Source organism: Xanthobacter sp. BG11Y11_SDJG (genome assembly GCF_057364445.1).
On sequence record NZ_JBNFNU010000067.1, the window covers coordinates 1 to 15,063 of the forward strand.

General features: G+C 69.1%; 8 protein-coding genes and 2 pseudogenes. 7 read left to right on the forward strand and 3 right to left on the reverse strand.

What is annotated here, in order from left to right:
* Positions 1 to 1,893 (forward strand): annotated as a pseudogene (polA, locus tag AC2W7M_RS08475) (DNA polymerase I); the annotation flags it as partial.
* A 136-nt stretch (positions 1,894 to 2,029) separates the two neighbouring features.
* Here the strand turns inward: polA and AC2W7M_RS08480 are convergent.
* Entirely contained in the window at positions 2,030 to 2,446 is a 417-nt protein-coding gene (locus AC2W7M_RS08480; protein ID WP_486131631.1) for a protease inhibitor Inh/omp19 family protein, read from the reverse strand.
* Between the two features lie 494 nt (positions 2,447 to 2,940).
* On the opposite strand from AC2W7M_RS08480, the gene AC2W7M_RS08485 reads away from it, so the two are divergent.
* The 6 genes and pseudogenes from AC2W7M_RS08485 to ppx all read left to right on the forward strand — a co-directional run bounded on the left by AC2W7M_RS08485 (position 2,941) and on the right by ppx (position 10,037).
* Entirely contained in the window at positions 2,941 to 3,711 is a 771-nt protein-coding gene (locus AC2W7M_RS08485) for an SDR family NAD(P)-dependent oxidoreductase (protein WP_486131633.1), read from the forward strand.
* A gap of 76 nt (positions 3,712 to 3,787) precedes the next feature.
* Positions 3,788 to 4,318, forward strand: coding sequence for a CDP-alcohol phosphatidyltransferase family protein (locus tag AC2W7M_RS08490; RefSeq protein ID WP_486131635.1), 531 nt, complete (start codon positions 3,788 to 3,790; stop codon positions 4,316 to 4,318).
* Between the two features lie 130 nt (positions 4,319 to 4,448).
* Entirely contained in the window at positions 4,449 to 5,546 is a 1,098-nt protein-coding gene (locus AC2W7M_RS08495) for an AI-2E family transporter (RefSeq protein WP_486131637.1), read from the forward strand.
* A gap of 223 nt (positions 5,547 to 5,769) precedes the next feature.
* Positions 5,770 to 6,258 carry a P-loop NTPase family protein gene (locus tag AC2W7M_RS08500; protein ID WP_486131639.1) on the forward strand — a complete coding sequence of 163 codons (489 nt, stop codon included), beginning with the start codon at positions 5,770 to 5,772 and terminating at the stop codon, positions 6,256 to 6,258.
* 208 nt (positions 6,259 to 6,466) lie between these two features.
* A pseudogene (locus tag AC2W7M_RS08505) lies at positions 6,467 to 7,486 on the forward strand (polyphosphate kinase); the annotation flags it as partial.
* Between the two features lie 94 nt (positions 7,487 to 7,580).
* Entirely contained in the window at positions 7,581 to 10,037 is a 2,457-nt protein-coding gene (gene ppx / locus AC2W7M_RS08510; protein WP_486131643.1) for an exopolyphosphatase, read from the forward strand.
* Between the two features lie 51 nt (positions 10,038 to 10,088).
* Here ppx and AC2W7M_RS08515 read toward each other — a convergent pair whose 3' ends face one another.
* Both AC2W7M_RS08515 and AC2W7M_RS08520 read right to left on the reverse strand, forming a co-directional pair.
* On the reverse strand, positions 10,089 to 13,601 hold the full coding sequence (locus tag AC2W7M_RS08515) for a PAS domain-containing hybrid sensor histidine kinase/response regulator (protein ID WP_486131641.1): 3,513 nt from the start codon (positions 13,599 to 13,601) through the stop codon (positions 10,089 to 10,091).
* Positions 13,602 to 13,729: 128 nt separating this feature from the next.
* On the reverse strand, positions 13,730 to 14,416 hold the full coding sequence (locus tag AC2W7M_RS08520; RefSeq protein ID WP_486131645.1) for a L,D-transpeptidase: 687 nt from the start codon (positions 14,414 to 14,416) through the stop codon (positions 13,730 to 13,732).
* Between the last annotated feature and the right edge of the window lie 647 nt (positions 14,417 to 15,063).

Genomic DNA, 15,063 nt, shown 5'->3' on the forward strand with positions numbered 1-15,063 from the left:
CTCCGCGCTCGCCAGCACCCGCGCCCAGGCGGCGCGGGCGACGCCGGTGGACCGCACCGCCTACCGCACGCTCTCCGACCTCGCCGAGCTGAAGGCCTGGTGCGCCAAGGCGGCGGACCAGGGCCATCTCGCCTTCGACACCGAGACCAATTCGCTCGACCCCATGCAGGCTGACCTGGTGGGCGTCTCGCTCGCTCTGTCTCCCAACGAGGCCTGCTACATCCCGCTGCTGCACCGGGGGGCGGGCGACGGCCTGTTCAGCGAGGGTCTTCTGGCGGGCCAGATCCCCAGCCACGAGGCGATCGCCGCGCTCAAGGGCCTGATGGAGGACAAAGGCGTCCTCAAGATCGGCCACAACGTGAAGTACGACCAGCTGGTGCTGGCGCGCCACGGCATCCAGGTCGCCCCCATCGACTGCACCATGTGCATGTCCTACGCGCTCGATGCCGGCCGCAACGGCCACGGCATGGACGAGCTTTCGGTGCTGCATCTCGGCCACCAGCCGATCGCCTTCTCGGAGGTGGCCGGCAAGGGCAAGGGCCAGATCACCTTCGACAAGGTGCCGCTCCAGGCCGCCACCGACTATGCCGCCGAGGACGCGGACGTCACGCTGCGCCTGTGGCAGGTGCTGAAGCCCCGCCTCGCCGCCGAAGGCCGCACCACCGTCTACGAGACCCTGGAGCGGCCGCTGATCGCGGTGCTCGCGCGCATGGAGAGCCGCGGCATCGCCATCGACAAGGCCATGCTGGCGCGCCTGTCCTCCGAGTTCGCCCAGGGCGCGGCGCGGGTGGAGGACGAGATCGCGGAGCTGGCCGGCGAGCGGCTGAACGTGGGCTCGCCGAAGCAGATGGGCGACATCCTGTTCGGCCGCATGGGCCTGCCCGGCGGCACCAAGACCGCCACCGGCATGTGGTCCACCAAGGCGACCGCGCTGGAGGAACTGGCCGAGGCCGGCCACAAGCTGCCGCAGAAGATCCTCGAATGGCGCCAGCTGGCGAAGCTGCGCTCCACCTATACCGACGCGCTGCCGAACTATGTGCATCCGCAGACCAAGCGCGTGCACACCTCCTACGCCCTCGCCGCCACCACCACCGGGCGGCTGTCCTCGTCCGATCCGAATTTGCAGAACATCCCGGTGCGCACGAGGAAGGGCGGCGCATCCGCCGCGCGTTCGTGGCGGAAGAGGGCAACCTTCTGATCTCCGCCGACTATTCGCAGATCGAGCTCAGGCTGCTCGCCGAGATCGCCGATATCCCCGCCTTGAAGCAGGCGTTCCAGGACGGGCTCGACATCCACGCCATGACCGCGTCGGAGATGTTCAACGTTCCGGTGGAGGGCATGCCGGGCGAGATCCGTCGGCGCGCCAAGGCGATCAATTTCGGCATCATCTACGGCATCTCGGCGTTCGGGCTCGCCAACCAGCTTTCCATCCCGCGCGAGGAGGCGGGGCAGTACATCAAGCGCTATTTCGAGCGCTTCCCCGGCATCCGCGACTATATGGAGGAAACCAAGACCTTCTGCCGCGAGCACGGCTATGTGGAAACGCTGTTCGGCCGGCGCTGCCACTATCCCGACATCGCGGCGAAGAACCCCTCCATCCGCGCGTTCAACGAGCGCGCCGCCATCAATGCCCGCCTCCAGGGCACCGCGGCCGACATCATCCGCCGCGCCATGGTGCGCATGGAGGACGCGCTGGCGCGGGCCAAGCTCTCCGCCCGCATGCTGCTGCAGGTGCACGACGAACTGGTGTTCGAGGTGAGCGAGTCCGAGGCCGAGGCGACCTTGCCCGTGGTGCGCCACGTGATGGAGAGCGCGCCCGAGCCGGCGGTGCGGCTCTCGGTGCCGCTGAAGGTGGACGGACGGGCCGCGAAGAATTGGGAAGAGGCGCACTGAGCGCCCGGGGCGGCGGACGGATCACCGGCCAGCCGATGTTCCGGGTCTGATCGTCAGGGTGACGTGGCGTGCCGAGGGCGCAGCCGGGCGCGTGCACGGGAGGCCGGGGTCGGAAGGATCGCCGGCGCGCGGTGTCTCAGCGAACCAGGGCGACCTTCTGGTTGGTATCGGTGATGGTGCCCACATACATGTTCGGGCCGGCGGGCTGGAGCCGGGCCGTGACCTTGCCCTGGTGGTTCTGGAGCACCAGGTCGGCGCCCATGATGTCCCAGCCCTTGGTCATGAAGATCTCGCTTGGGCAGGACACGTCCGCCTGGGCGGCGAGGCCGTTGAGGCCGCGGGTGTTGGAGAGCGTCAGCGGGCAGGTGTTGCGGCCATTGTCCCAGCTGAAGTTCCAGGCGCCCGACATCTGGTCCTTGGCGGCGGAGGGGGCATAAGCGGTGCCGCCGGGATTGGCGGGCGGCGGCGTCAGCGGGACGGTGGCCGCGGTGCGGGTGGTGATGGCGCCGGTCGCAGCCGCCGACACGGCCACCGGGGCGGACGACGTTTCCACCGCGCCGGTCGCGCCGTCATCGCCCGGTTGCTGTCCATGGCGGAGGGCTTCGCGCCGAAGCCGTCAAGCTCCGTGCTGCATCCCCCCAATGCCACCGCCGAAGCGACCGCCGCCCCCAGATAAACCACCTTCATCCACACTCTCCGGACGTTCCCCGCAACCCTAGCCATTTCGGTTCCGAACCGCCACCGCCCGAAAGCGGGATCGGAACCATTCCATGGCCTTTCACAACGTTCGGCTCGTGACGCGCCATGCGCGTGTCGCCCGCACCTTGATGCGAGGGTCCAACCTTTTGCCGGGATCATGGCATCACCATGACCGCATGACTACTTTGATACCATCATTCTGACATAGATGGACGCAGTGGTTAATGCGCGTTATCCCACCGCCATCATCCGCACCGGCCGCAGGCGCCGCGCGCGCCTGCCTCGGGGTGCCGCCGGGAGCGGCTGGCGCGAGGAGCCCGCCCTCCGGCGCCGAACAAGGAGCCCCCGATGTCCGCCATGCTCGATCCCCGTTCCCTCACCATCGTGGTCACCGGCGCGACCTCCGGCATCGGCGAGGCGACCGTCCGCCGCTTTGCGGCCGCCGGGTCGCAGGTGGTGGTGATGGGCCGGCGCAAGGATCGCCTGGAGGCGCTGCGCGACGAACTGGGCGAGCGCATCCTGCCGGTGGAGCTGGACGTGCGCGATGCCGCGGCGACCGAGGCCGCCTTCGCGGGATTGCCGGCGCCGTTCGCCGACTACAACGTGGTGTTCGCCAATGCCGGCCTCGCGCTCGGGCTGGAGCCGGCGCAGCAGGCGAGCCTCGCCAACTGGGACACGATGGTGGAGACCAACATCAACGGCATGCTCTACACGGTGCGCGCCAGCCTGCCGGCCATGGTGGCGCGCCGGCAGGGCCACGTGGTGCTCACCGGCTCGATCGCCGGCGAGTTCCCCTATCCCGGCGCCAATGTCTACGGCGCCACCAAGGCGTTCGTGAAGCAGTTCTCCTTGAACCTGTGGGCGGACGTGGCGGGCACCGGCGTGCGCGTCACCAATATCGAGCCCGGGCTGGTGGAGACCGAATTCTCCATGGTGCGCTTCGAGGGCGACGCCGGGCGCGCGCAGAAGGTCTATGCCGGCGCCGAGCCCATGACCGGGGCCGACATCGCCGAGCAGGTGTTCTTCGCCTGCACCCTGCCGCGCCACGTGAACATCAACCGCATCCAGGCCATGCCCAGCCGCCAGACCTTCGGCAACATGACCGTGCGGCGCGATTGAGCAAGCCGGGCCGGCACTACCGCCGCTCCGGCGCCCCGCTTATGCTGGCGGCAAGAGCAATAACGGAACACGACGCGTGAGCCTGCCGAACATCATCACCCTCATCCGCATCCTGCTGGTGCCGGTGGTCATCTGGGCGATCGCCTCCGGGCGGGCGGAGCTGGCGTTCTGGCTGTTCGTGGTGGCGGGCATCTCCGACGCGCTCGACGGCCTGATCGCCAAGAAGTTCGACATGCAGACCGAGCTGGGCGCCTATCTCGATCCGCTGGCCGACAAGGCGCTGCTGGTGTCGATCTACGTGATGCTCGCGGCCACATCCCTGGTGCCGAGCTGGATCGCCATCGCCGTGGTCACGCGCGACGTGCTGATCGTCGGCGCTGTCCTGCTCTCGCAGGTGCTCGACCGGCCGGTGACGATCGCGCCGCTCTTGGTGTCGAAGGCCAACACGCTGGCGCAGATCTGCTTCGCGGCCTTCGTGCTCGCCAGCGCCGGATTCGGCATCGAGGCGCCGCAGCTGATGGAACTGGGCCTGGTGGCGGTCGGCCTCTTGACGGGCGTTTCCGCCGCTGCCTATCTCGCGGAATGGACGCGCCACATGGCGAAGTGAGCCGCCGCGCCGGCCGCGAGGGGCGGATGCCCGGGCGCCGCGCCCTTCATTCAGGCTTGCGCGCACCGGGCGTATCGGCCTGTGATACGGGACAGACAATGCGGTGCAGCACATGACCCAAGGAGGCGCGATGGCCGGCAGGGTTCAGGTGGGCTTCTGGATCGGCGCGCTGCTGGCGACCATCCTCGTCCTCTGGCTTCTGCGGGGCGTGCTGCTGCCGTTCGTTGCCGGCATCGTGCTCGCCTATTTCCTCAATCCGGTGGTGATCCGCCTGGAGCGGCTGGGCATCGGCCGCATGCCGTCGAGCCTCGTCATCGTCGGCATCATGCTGTTTTTCGTGATGCTGTTCTTCCTGGTGCTGCTGCCGGTGCTCTCCAGCCAGCTGTTCGATTTCATCCAGCGCCTGCCGTCCTACGTCACGCGGCTTCAGGGCCTCGTCACCGAGGAGAATCGGGAGTGGCTCTCCCATATCGTCGGCGACCGCCTGCCGGACATGCAGCGCTCGATCTCCGACCTGATGTCCCAGAGCGTGACCTACCTTCTGGGGCTGCTGTCCTCGGTGTGGTCCGGCGGGCAGGCGCTGATCTCCATGTTCGCGCTTCTGGTGGTGACCCCGGTGGTGATGTTCTACATCCTGTGCGACTGGGACTCGATGGTGGCCTATGTGGACCGCCTCGTCCCGGTTCCGCACCGCCCGGTGGTGCACCACCTCGCCCGCTCCATGGACCTCGCCATCGCCGGCTTCGTGCGCGGCCAGGCGGTGGTCTGCCTCATCCTCGGCACCTTCTATGCCGTTTCGCTCTCCATGGTGGGGCTCAATTTCGGCCTGCTGATCGGCATCGTCTCGGGCATCATCTCCTTCATCCCCTATGTGGGCTCGCTCACCGGCTTCATCCTCGCCATCGGCGTCGCCATCGTGCAGTTCTTCCCGGATTGGGGGATGATCGGCACCGTGGTCGCCATCTTCATCGCCGGGCAGACCATCGAGGGCTATGTGCTCTATCCCAAGCTGGTGGGCGACAGCATCGGCGTCCATCCGGTCTGGCTGATGTTCGCCTTGTTCGCCTTCGGCTACCTGTTCGGCTTCGTCGGCCTGCTGCTGGCGGTGCCGCTCACCGCCGCGGTGGGCGTTCTGACGCGGTTCGCCATCGGCCAGTACATGCATTCGACGCTCTATCGGGGCGAGGAGGACGACCTCCTGCCGCCGCCGGCCGCCGGGCCGCCCTGAACGCCATGCCCCGCTTTTCGCGCCCGCGCCAGCTGCCGCTCCAGCTTCCCGGCCGGCCGGCCTTGCGGCGCGAGGATTCCTCGCCGCGCCGAGCAATGCCGCCGCGCTGGCGCTGATCGACGCCTTCCCCGACTGGCGGCCCGCGTGGTGTGCCTCGTCGGACCCGAAGCGCCGGCAAGAAGACCATCTCGCCGCCATCTTCGCCGAGCGCGCCGGCGCACGCATGATCGAGGCGCGGGCGCTCGACCGCGCCGGCGTGCCGGACGCCCTCGCCACCGGCGCGCTGGTGCTGGAGGACCTGGAGCCCGCCGGCTTCGAGGAGGCGGCGCTGTTCCATCTCCTCAACCTGACCCGCGAGCAGAACGCGTTTCTGCTCATCACCGCCCGCGTGCCGCCTGCCCAGCTGAAGCTCGCCACCGCCGACCTGGCCTCGCGTCTTCGCACCGTCCCGGTGTTCGAGATCGCCCCCGCCGACGACGCGCTGCTCGCCGCGGTGCTGGTGAAGCTGTTCGCCGACCATCAGCTGATGGTGGATGAAGCCACCGTTCAATACCTCCTGCTGCGGGCGCCGCGCTCGGTGGCCGGGGCGAAGCGGGTGGTGGAGGCGATCGACGCCGCAGCCCTCGCCGCCGCCCGGCCGGTGACCCGTGCGCTGGCCGCCCAAGTGCTCAAGGAGCAGGGTGAACTGGCCGCGAACGAAGACGAAGACTGACGCCGCCGGCCGTCATAGAGTGGTCATGCAAGGCGGCCATGGTCCGGCCGAGCAAGGGGGACCCAGCATGAGCGCAAACGATGCCGCAGCCTTGGCGCAGGTGGAGGAATTCGCCGTCGACGAAGCCCGCGAGGCGCTTGCCCTCGCCGCCTCGCCGGAGCGCTTCATCAATCGCGAGCTATCCTGGCTGCACTTCAACCGGCGCGTGATGGAGGAGGCCTCCAACCGCAGCCACCCGCTGCTGGAGCAGCTGCGCTTCCTCTCCATTTCGGCGAACAACCTCGACGAGTTCTTCATGGTCCGCGTCGCCGGCCTGAAGGAACAGGTGCGCGAGGGCGTGCAGACGCCGAGCCCGGACGGCCTCACCCCGTCCGAGCAATTGGTGAAGATCATGGCCGGGGCGGCCCAGCTGATCGCCGACCAGCAGGTGCGCTGGCGCGAACTGCGCCGGGAGCTGGCGGATGTGGGCATCGTCCTGGTGGATGGCGCCGACGCCTCGGGCGCCGACCGGGACGCGCTGGAGAAGCACTTCCTCAATCACGTCTTCCCGGTCCTCACGCCGCTCGCCATCGACCCGGCGCATCCGTTCCCGTTCATCCCCAATCTCGGCTTCTCGCTGGCGCTCCAGCTGGTGCGCGAGAGCGACGGGCGGGGCATGAACGCGCTGATCCGCGTGCCCGCCAAGGTGGAGCGCTTCATCCGCCTGCCGGACGACGCCGGCGCCATGCGCTTCATCACGCTCGAGCAGATGATCGGCCTGTTCATTTCGCGCCTGTTCCCCGGCTACGCGGTGAAGGGCCAGGGCGTGTTCCGCGTCATCCGCGACAGTGACCTGGAAATCGAGGAGGAGGCCGAGGACCTCGTCCGCCTGTTCGAGACCGCGCTCAAGCAGCGCCGCTACGGCGAGGTGATCCGCATGGAGGCCGACGCCGCCATGCCGGACGAACTGCGCAACTTTGTCGCCCGCGAGCTGGGCGTGAACGACGACGAGATCTTCGTCATCGACGGCGTGGTCGCCATGAACGAGTTCTCACAGCTCGTCTCCGTGGATCGGCCGGATCTCAAGTTTCCGCCCTACAATGCGCGATTTCCCGAGCGCATCCGCGACCACGGAGGAGACTGCTTTCTCGCTATTCGTGAGAAGGACATTCTGGTTCACCACCCTTATGAATCCTTTGACGTGGTGGTTCAGTTCCTTCGCCAGGCCGCCCGCGACCCCAACGTCGTCGCCATCAAGCAGACCCTCTACCGAACCTCCTCCGACAGCCCCATCGTGAAGGCGCTCGCCGAGCGCCGAGGCCGGCAAGTCGGTGACCGCGCTGGTGGAGCTGAAGGCGCGCTTCGACGAGGAGGCCAACATCCGCTGGGCGCGCGATTTGGAGCGCGCGGGCGTGCAGGTGGTGTTCGGCTTCATCGAGCTGAAGACCCACGGCAAGCTCTCCATGGCGGTGCGCCGGGAGGGCGGCACACTCGCCACCTACGTGCATGTGGGCACCGGCAACTACCACCCCATTACCGCCCGCATCTATACCGACCTCTCCTTCTTCACCGCCGACCCGGTGATCGCCCAGGACGTGGCGCGCATCTTCAACTTCATCACCGGCTATGCGACGCCGGGCGAGCTGGACGTGATGGCGGTCTCCCCCACCACGCTGAAGCCGCGCCTGCTGCGCAACATCGCCGAGGAGATCGCGCATGCCCGCGACGGCCGTCCGGCCGCCATCTGGCTGAAGTGCAATTCGCTCGTGGACCCGCAGATCATCGACGCGCTCTACGCGGCGAGCCAGGCGGGCGTGAAGGTGGATTGCATCGTGCGCGGCATCTGCTGCCTTCGGCCCGGCATTCCCGGCCTCAGCGAGAACATCCGCGTCAAGTCCATCGTCGGCCGGTTCCTGGAGCACTCGCGCATCTACTGCTTCGGCGCCGGACACGGATTGCCGAGCCCGCAGGCGATCGTCTACATCTCCTCGGCGGACCTGATGCAGCGCAATCTCGACCGCCGGGTCGAGACACTATGCCCCATTACCAACCCGACCGTGCATGAGCAGGTTCTCGACCAGATCATGGTGGCCAACCTGATCGACAATGAGCAGAGCTGGCGGGTGTTGCCGGACGGATCGTCCGAGCGAATCGTCCCCGGCCCGGGCGAGGAACGTTTCAACGCCCACCAGTATTTCATGACGAACCCGAGCTTGTCTGGACGTGGAAAGTCTCTCAAAGATTCTTCGCCGCGCAGTCTCCTCTCCGCCGCTGAGGCGCCGGACGACCTGCACGGCGCGCCGGGGCGCCTCGCCTCCGGCCCGCCGATCGCGGTGATCGACATCGGCTCCAACTCGGTGCGCCTCGTGGTCTATGAAGGCCTGACGCGGGCGCCGACCCCGATCTTCAACGAGAAGGCGCTGTGCGGCCTCGGCCGGGAGGTGCTCTCCACCGGCCGCCTCGCCGAGGATGCGGTGGAGCGCGCCTTCGCCGCGCTGCGGCGGTTCCGCGCTTTGTGCGACGCCATGCGCGTCGGCCGCGTCCTAGCGCTCGCCACCGCCGCCGCGCGCGATGCGCAGAACGGCCCCGCCTTCATCGCCGAGTGCGAGGCCATCTGCGGCGTGTCCATCGAGCTGCTCACCGGCAAGCGCGAGGCGGAGCTGGCCGCCTGCGGCGTGGTCTCCGGCGTGCACCAGCCGGACGGCATCGTCGGCGACCTCGGCGGCGGATCGCTCGAACTGGTGGACGTGAAGGGCCAGAAGATCGGCGCCGGCATCACTTTGCCCCTGGGCGGCCTCGCGCTGGAGGACCGCTCGTCGAAGTCGCCGCGCAAGGCTGAGAAGATCGTGCGCGAGACCATGCCGGAGGCCGGCGTGCTGAGCCAGCTGGCCGGGCGCACCTTCTATGCGGTGGGCGGGACGTGGCGCGCGCTGGCGCGGCTCCACATGTTCCAGAAGGGCTATCCGCTGCATGTGATGCACGGCTATACCTTGCCCGCCAAGGAAGCGCTGGACTTCGCGCGCATCGTCCACCGCGCCGATCCGGAGGCGCTGGCGCATATCGACACCGTCTCCGACGCCCGCCGCCCGCTGCTCACCTATGGCGCGCTGGTGCTGGAGAACGTGGTGCGGCTCGGCCGCCCCTCCGAGGTGGTGATCTCGGCCATGGGCGTGCGCGAGGGCCTGCTCTATTCGCTGCTCACCCCCGAGGCGCGACGCGAGGACCCGCTGATCGCCGCCGCCGCCGAGCTGAACCTGCTGCGCTCGCGGGCGCCGCGCCACGGCGACGAACTGGTGGCGTGGACCGACGGCTTCTTCGCCTCCTCCCTGGTGCTGGAGGAGAGCGCGGAGGAGGCGCGCCTGCGCCGCGCCGCCTGCCTGTTGGCGGACATCGGCTGGCGCGCCCATCCCGACTATCGCGGCGAGCAGAGCCTCAACATCATCGCCCATGCCGCCTTCGTCGGCGTGGACCATCCCGGGCGCGGCTATATCGCGCTGGCGGTCTATTTCCGCCACATGGGGCTCGGCGAGGACGAATACGGCACGCGGATCCTGGAGCTGGTGTCCACCGGCATGCTGGACCGCGCGCGCATCCTCGGCGCGGCCATGCGGGTCGCCTATCTGCTTTCGGCCGCCATGCCCGGCATCCTGCCGCGCACGCCGCTGAAGGTGGAGGGCGACCAGTTGGTGCTGAGCGTGCCGCAGGCCCTGTCCGCGCTCATCAACGACCGGGTGATGAGCCGCCTGCGCCAGCTCGCCAAGCTCATCGGCCGCGATCCGCAGGTGGTCATCGCCGGCTGAGCCGGCGCGCCACGCGCCGGCTTCACGGGCGTCGGCTTTGCTGCGCGTCGATCATTCGGCGGCGGTGCGGGCGAGGCGTCCCTGGGCGAGCACGGCGCGCAGGGCCGCGGGCTTCAGCGGCTTGTTGAGCACCGTGATCTCGGCCGCCTTGGCCGCCTCGCGCACCTTGCGCGAGCGGTCGGCGGTGATCAGCACCGCCGGCAGCTTGCCAAGCTTCCAGCGCAGCGCCATCACCGCGTCGATGCCGTTGCCGTCGTCGAGGTGGTAGTCCACCAGCGCGAAGTCGGGCTGCTTGCGCAGGTCCCGCACCCGCTCCAGGGCCTCCACCGCGTCGGCGGCCTTGATGACATCGCAGCCCCAGCCGGTGAGCAGCAGTTCCATGCCTTCGAGGATGGCCGGCTCGTTGTCGATGGCGAGAATGGTGAGCCCGTCGAGGCGCGCCCCGCCGCGCACCGGCTCGGCCGGCACCGGCGCCTCTTCCGGCACCTGCACGGCGATCGGCAGTTCCACGGTGAAGACCGAGCCCTTGCCCGGCTGCGAGCGCATGGCGACGGTGTGGTCGAGCACGCGGGCGATGCGCTCGACGATGGAGAGGCCGAGCCCGAGGCCGCGCGCCTCGCGGGCGCCGCGGTCGAGCCGCTGGAACTCCTGGAACACCAGCTTGTGCTTCGACTTCGGGATGCCGACGCCGGTGTCGTAGACCTCGATGCGCAGCTTTCCCTTGTGCCGCCGGCAGCCCACCAGCACCTTGCCCTTGGGCGTGTACTTGATGGCGTTGGAGATGAAGTTCTGCAACAGGCGCCGCAGCAGCCGCCGGTCGGAGCGCACCGCGAGGGCGCACGGCACGAAGGTGAGGTCGATGCCCTTCTCGCGCGCCAGCGGCGCGAATTCCATCTCCAGCTGCTTCAGCACGTCGGCGATGCGGAACGGGGCGATCTCCGGCCGCATGGCCCCCGAATCGAGGCGCGAAATGTCGAGTAGCGCGCCGAGGATCTCCTCCACCGCCTCCAGCGAGGCGTCCACGTTGCCGGCGAGGCGCTGGTCCTCCGGCCCCTTGGAGCGCTCCACCAGGCTCGTCACATAGAGGCGTGCGGCGTTCAGCGGCTGCAGGATGTCGTGGCTCGCGGCGGCGAGGAACCGCGTCTTGGAGATGTTGGCCTCGTCGGCCTCGGCCTTGGCCTTCTCCAGCGCATGGTTGAGGCGCTCCAGCTCCTTGGTGCGCTCGCGCACGCGGCGCTCCAGCGTCTCGTTGGCGCGCTCCAGCGCCAGCGCCGCCTCCACCGAGGCGGTGATGTCGGTGTAGGTCACGGCGATGCCGCCGTCGGGCATGGGGTCGGAGCGCGCCTCGATCACCGTGCCGCGCTGGTGCAGGCGCTCGGAGAAGGATGTGCTGGCATTCGCATAGCGCGCCACGCGCTCCTCGGGACGCAGCTCGGCGCCCTCCCGCTCGGCCGGGGCGCTGGCGAGGATCTCGTGCAGCGGCACGCCCACCGCATAGCAGTCCGCCGGCAGATCCAGCATGTCGCCGAAGCGCCGGTTCCAGCACACGAGGCGCAGCTCCTTGTCGAACACGGCGATGCCCTGTCCCACATGGTCGATGGCGTTCTGGAGCAGCTCGCGATTGTACTGGATGGCGGCGGAGGCGTCGTCCAGCAGCTTCAGCGCCGCCTTGGTGGAGACCGCCCGCTTGCGCAGCAGCAGCGACAGAACGAGGCGCGAGGAGGCGGCGCCCACGGCCGAGGCGAGCAGATGCTCGGCATAGCGCACCGTCCCGGCGTCCGCCTCGCGGTTGACGTCCAGCGGGATGCCCTGCATGCGGGCGAAGTTCTCGAACGCGGCCTTGGCCCGCGCCTCGCCCAGGTAGCGCTCGACGGTGGCGATCACCTCGCCCACCGTGACCGACGAGCGCCAGCGCCGGAACGCCGGGCGCAGCGGCAGCTTGTCGGCATTGTGGATCATGAACAGGCCGGCCTGCACCCGCTCGATCTGGCTCGGCTTGGTCAGGAAGGAGACCACGATCAGAACCAAGGCGTTGATGCCAAGGCTCCACGTCACGCCGTGGGCGAGCGAGCCGGCATGGATGCCGAGCAGCGCCGTCGGCCGCAGCAGAGCGATGCCGAACGGCCCGTCCTCCACGAAGGCCCGGGAGATCAGCCCGGCATCGGCGAGGCTCGGCAGCAGCAGCGTATAGGCCCAGATGGCGATGCCGGCGACGATCGCCGCCATGGCCCCCTTGGCCGTGGCGCGCTGCCAGATGAGCCCGGCGAGGAAGGCCGGCCCCACCTGGGCGATGGCGGCGAAGGAGAGCAGGCCGATCTGCGCCAGCTGCACCTCGCCGGTGGTGCGGTAATAGAGATAGGCCAGCAGCAGCGTCAGGAAGATGGAGGTGCGCCGCACCAGCAGCACGATCCCCATCATGTCGCGCGGCTGGCTGTCCTCCTCGGTCCGCTCGGCGCGGCGGCGCAGCAGCAGCGGCATGACGAGGTCGTTGGAGATCATGATGGAGAGCGCGACGCTCTCGACGATCACCATCGCCGTCGCGGCGGAGAGCCCGCCCACGAAGGCGAACAGCGCCAGCCCCTCCATGCCCGCCGAGAGCGGCACCGCGAGCACGTAGACGTCGCTGTCGACGATGGAGGTGGGAAACAGCGTCATGCCGCCGAGCGCCAGCGGCACCACGAACAGGTTGATGAGCACGAGGTAGAGCGGGAACAGCCAGCGCGCCCGGCGGATCTCGCTCTCGCCCTTGTTCTCCACCACCGCCACGTGGAACTGGCGCGGCAAAAGCACGAAGGCGCCCGCCGAGAGCACCGTCATGGTGATCCAGTTCTCCAGCGACAGGCCCTGCGCGAACGGGCCGACCACCTGCGCGTTGCGCGCCGCGTCCCACAGGTCCACCGGGCCGCCGAACAGGAAGAAGGTGACGAGGATGCCCACCATCAGGAACGCGGCGAGCTTCACCAGCGATTCCGTGGCGATGGCGAGCATCAGCCCGTCCTGGTGCTCGGTGGCGTCGGCATGGCGGGTGCCGAACAGCACCGCGAACGCCGCCATGGCGCAGGCGACGAACAGCGCGAGGTCGCCCACCACCGAGAAGTGCGAGGCGTCGCCCGCAAAATGGCCGAGCACCGCCAGCAGCGAGGCCGAGACCGCCTTCAGCTGCAGCGAGATGTAGGGAATGGCGCCGACGATGGCGACCAGCGCCACCAAAGCGGCGATGCCCTGGTTCTTGCCATAGCGCGCGGCGATGAAGTCGGCCACCGAGGTGATGTTATGCGCTTTGGCGAGCCGTACGATGCGCAGGAACACCGGCGCGCCCACGGTCATGACGATGACCGGGCCGAGATAGATGGTGAGGAAGTCGAAGCCGTGGGTGGTGGCGAAGCCCACCGAGCCGAAGAAGGTCCAGGACGTGCAGTAGACCGCCAGCGAGAGCGAGTAGATCAGCGGGCGCGGGGCGCGCCGCGCCGATGCGGGCCGGATGCGGTCTCCGAAGCTCGCAATGGCGAACAGCAGCCCGATATAGCCGAGGGCCGCGAAGATGACGACGGAGGCCTGGACCATCTCTCCCTTCCGGCGGCGCGCGCTCGGAGCCTTGTGGTTGGCTCAAGCTCATCATTAGCCGGAAGGCTTGTCCAGCGCGCAACTCCGGGAGCCTACGCGCCCGGCGTGCGCCCGGGTCGCGGCGGCCGTCAGGCGCCGGCGCTGCCGCTGCCCACCACCATCACCCGCGTGCCCAGCGGCACGCGCTCGTAGAGGTCGATGATGTCCTGGTTGAGCAGGCGGATGCAGCCGGACGACACCTGCTTGCCGATGCTCCATGGCTCGATGGTGCCGTGGATGCGGAACATGGTGTCCCGGTCGCCGTCATAGAGATAGAGCGCGCGCGGGCCGAGCGGGTTGTCCTCGCCGCCGGGCAGGCCGCCGGCATAGGGGCCGTAGCGCTCGGGCTGGAGCCGGATCATGTTGGCGGTCGGCGTCCAGTCCGGCCACTTCTCCTTGCGGCGGATGGTGGCCCAGCCCTTGAAAGAATAGCCCTGCTTGCCGACGCCCACCCCGTAGCGTATGGCGCGGCCGCCCCGCTGGACCAGATAGAGATAGCGCTTGTCGATATCCACCACGATGGTGCCGGGCGCGTAGCCGCCGGAATAGTCCACTTCCTGGCGCAGGAACTGCGGGTCGACCTCGTCGAGGTCCACCGCGTCCACCGGATGGGGCTCGCCCTCGACCGGCCCGTACATGCTCATCAGATAGGACGAATAGACCGGCCCCCGCGCCGACGGCTGCGTGGTCTGGCATGCGGCGAGCGCCAGCGGCGCGCCGAGCATGAACAGGCGGCGGGAAAGGCGCGAGGAGGTTATGGGATCATCGCTGGCCATGGTGCCCAACTGAACTCCGGGTTTGCCATTGCGCGCACAACGCACGCCGGCGGCAGAAGGCCGCCCGTCTCTGCGCATTGAAGCGGGTTTGGGTGGCGTTAAGGTTAACGCCGCAAAGCGCGACCGGTGCCGCCTTCGCAGATGCGAAATGTCGTAGCACCCGACGCCGGCCCGCAGGTGGCGCGGGCGCCACAGGATTTCCCGAATGAACATCGCGGAAATGTGAGGCTGCCAAAGCGGGCGCGGCGCCGACAGAGGAACGAGCGCGCCACCCGCACTTGCCCGTGCAGGCGAGCGGCACCCACAGGCCGTCATGCTCCGGCTTGACCGGAGCATCCATGCCCCGCGGATAGCTCCTGAGCCCGGCCATGGGCCCTCCGGTCAAGCCGGAGGGCGACGGTGCGAGGCGGCCGAATGTCGTCGGCGCACGGAGCGTGCGAGCCACGGAACAAGGCGGAGGGGGCGCCTGCGGGGTTGCCGACGCTCCCCCTATGCCTCCCGCGCGATCCGCCCGGGGCTGACGGTGAACCGCTCCGCCGCCTCCAGCGCCGCGAAGGCGGCGGGGTCGGCGCCGGTCATCCAGACCTGCGCGCCAAGCCGCGCCAGCGACCTCGAACACGGCCGGCGCGGCGCGCGGCGTCGAGATA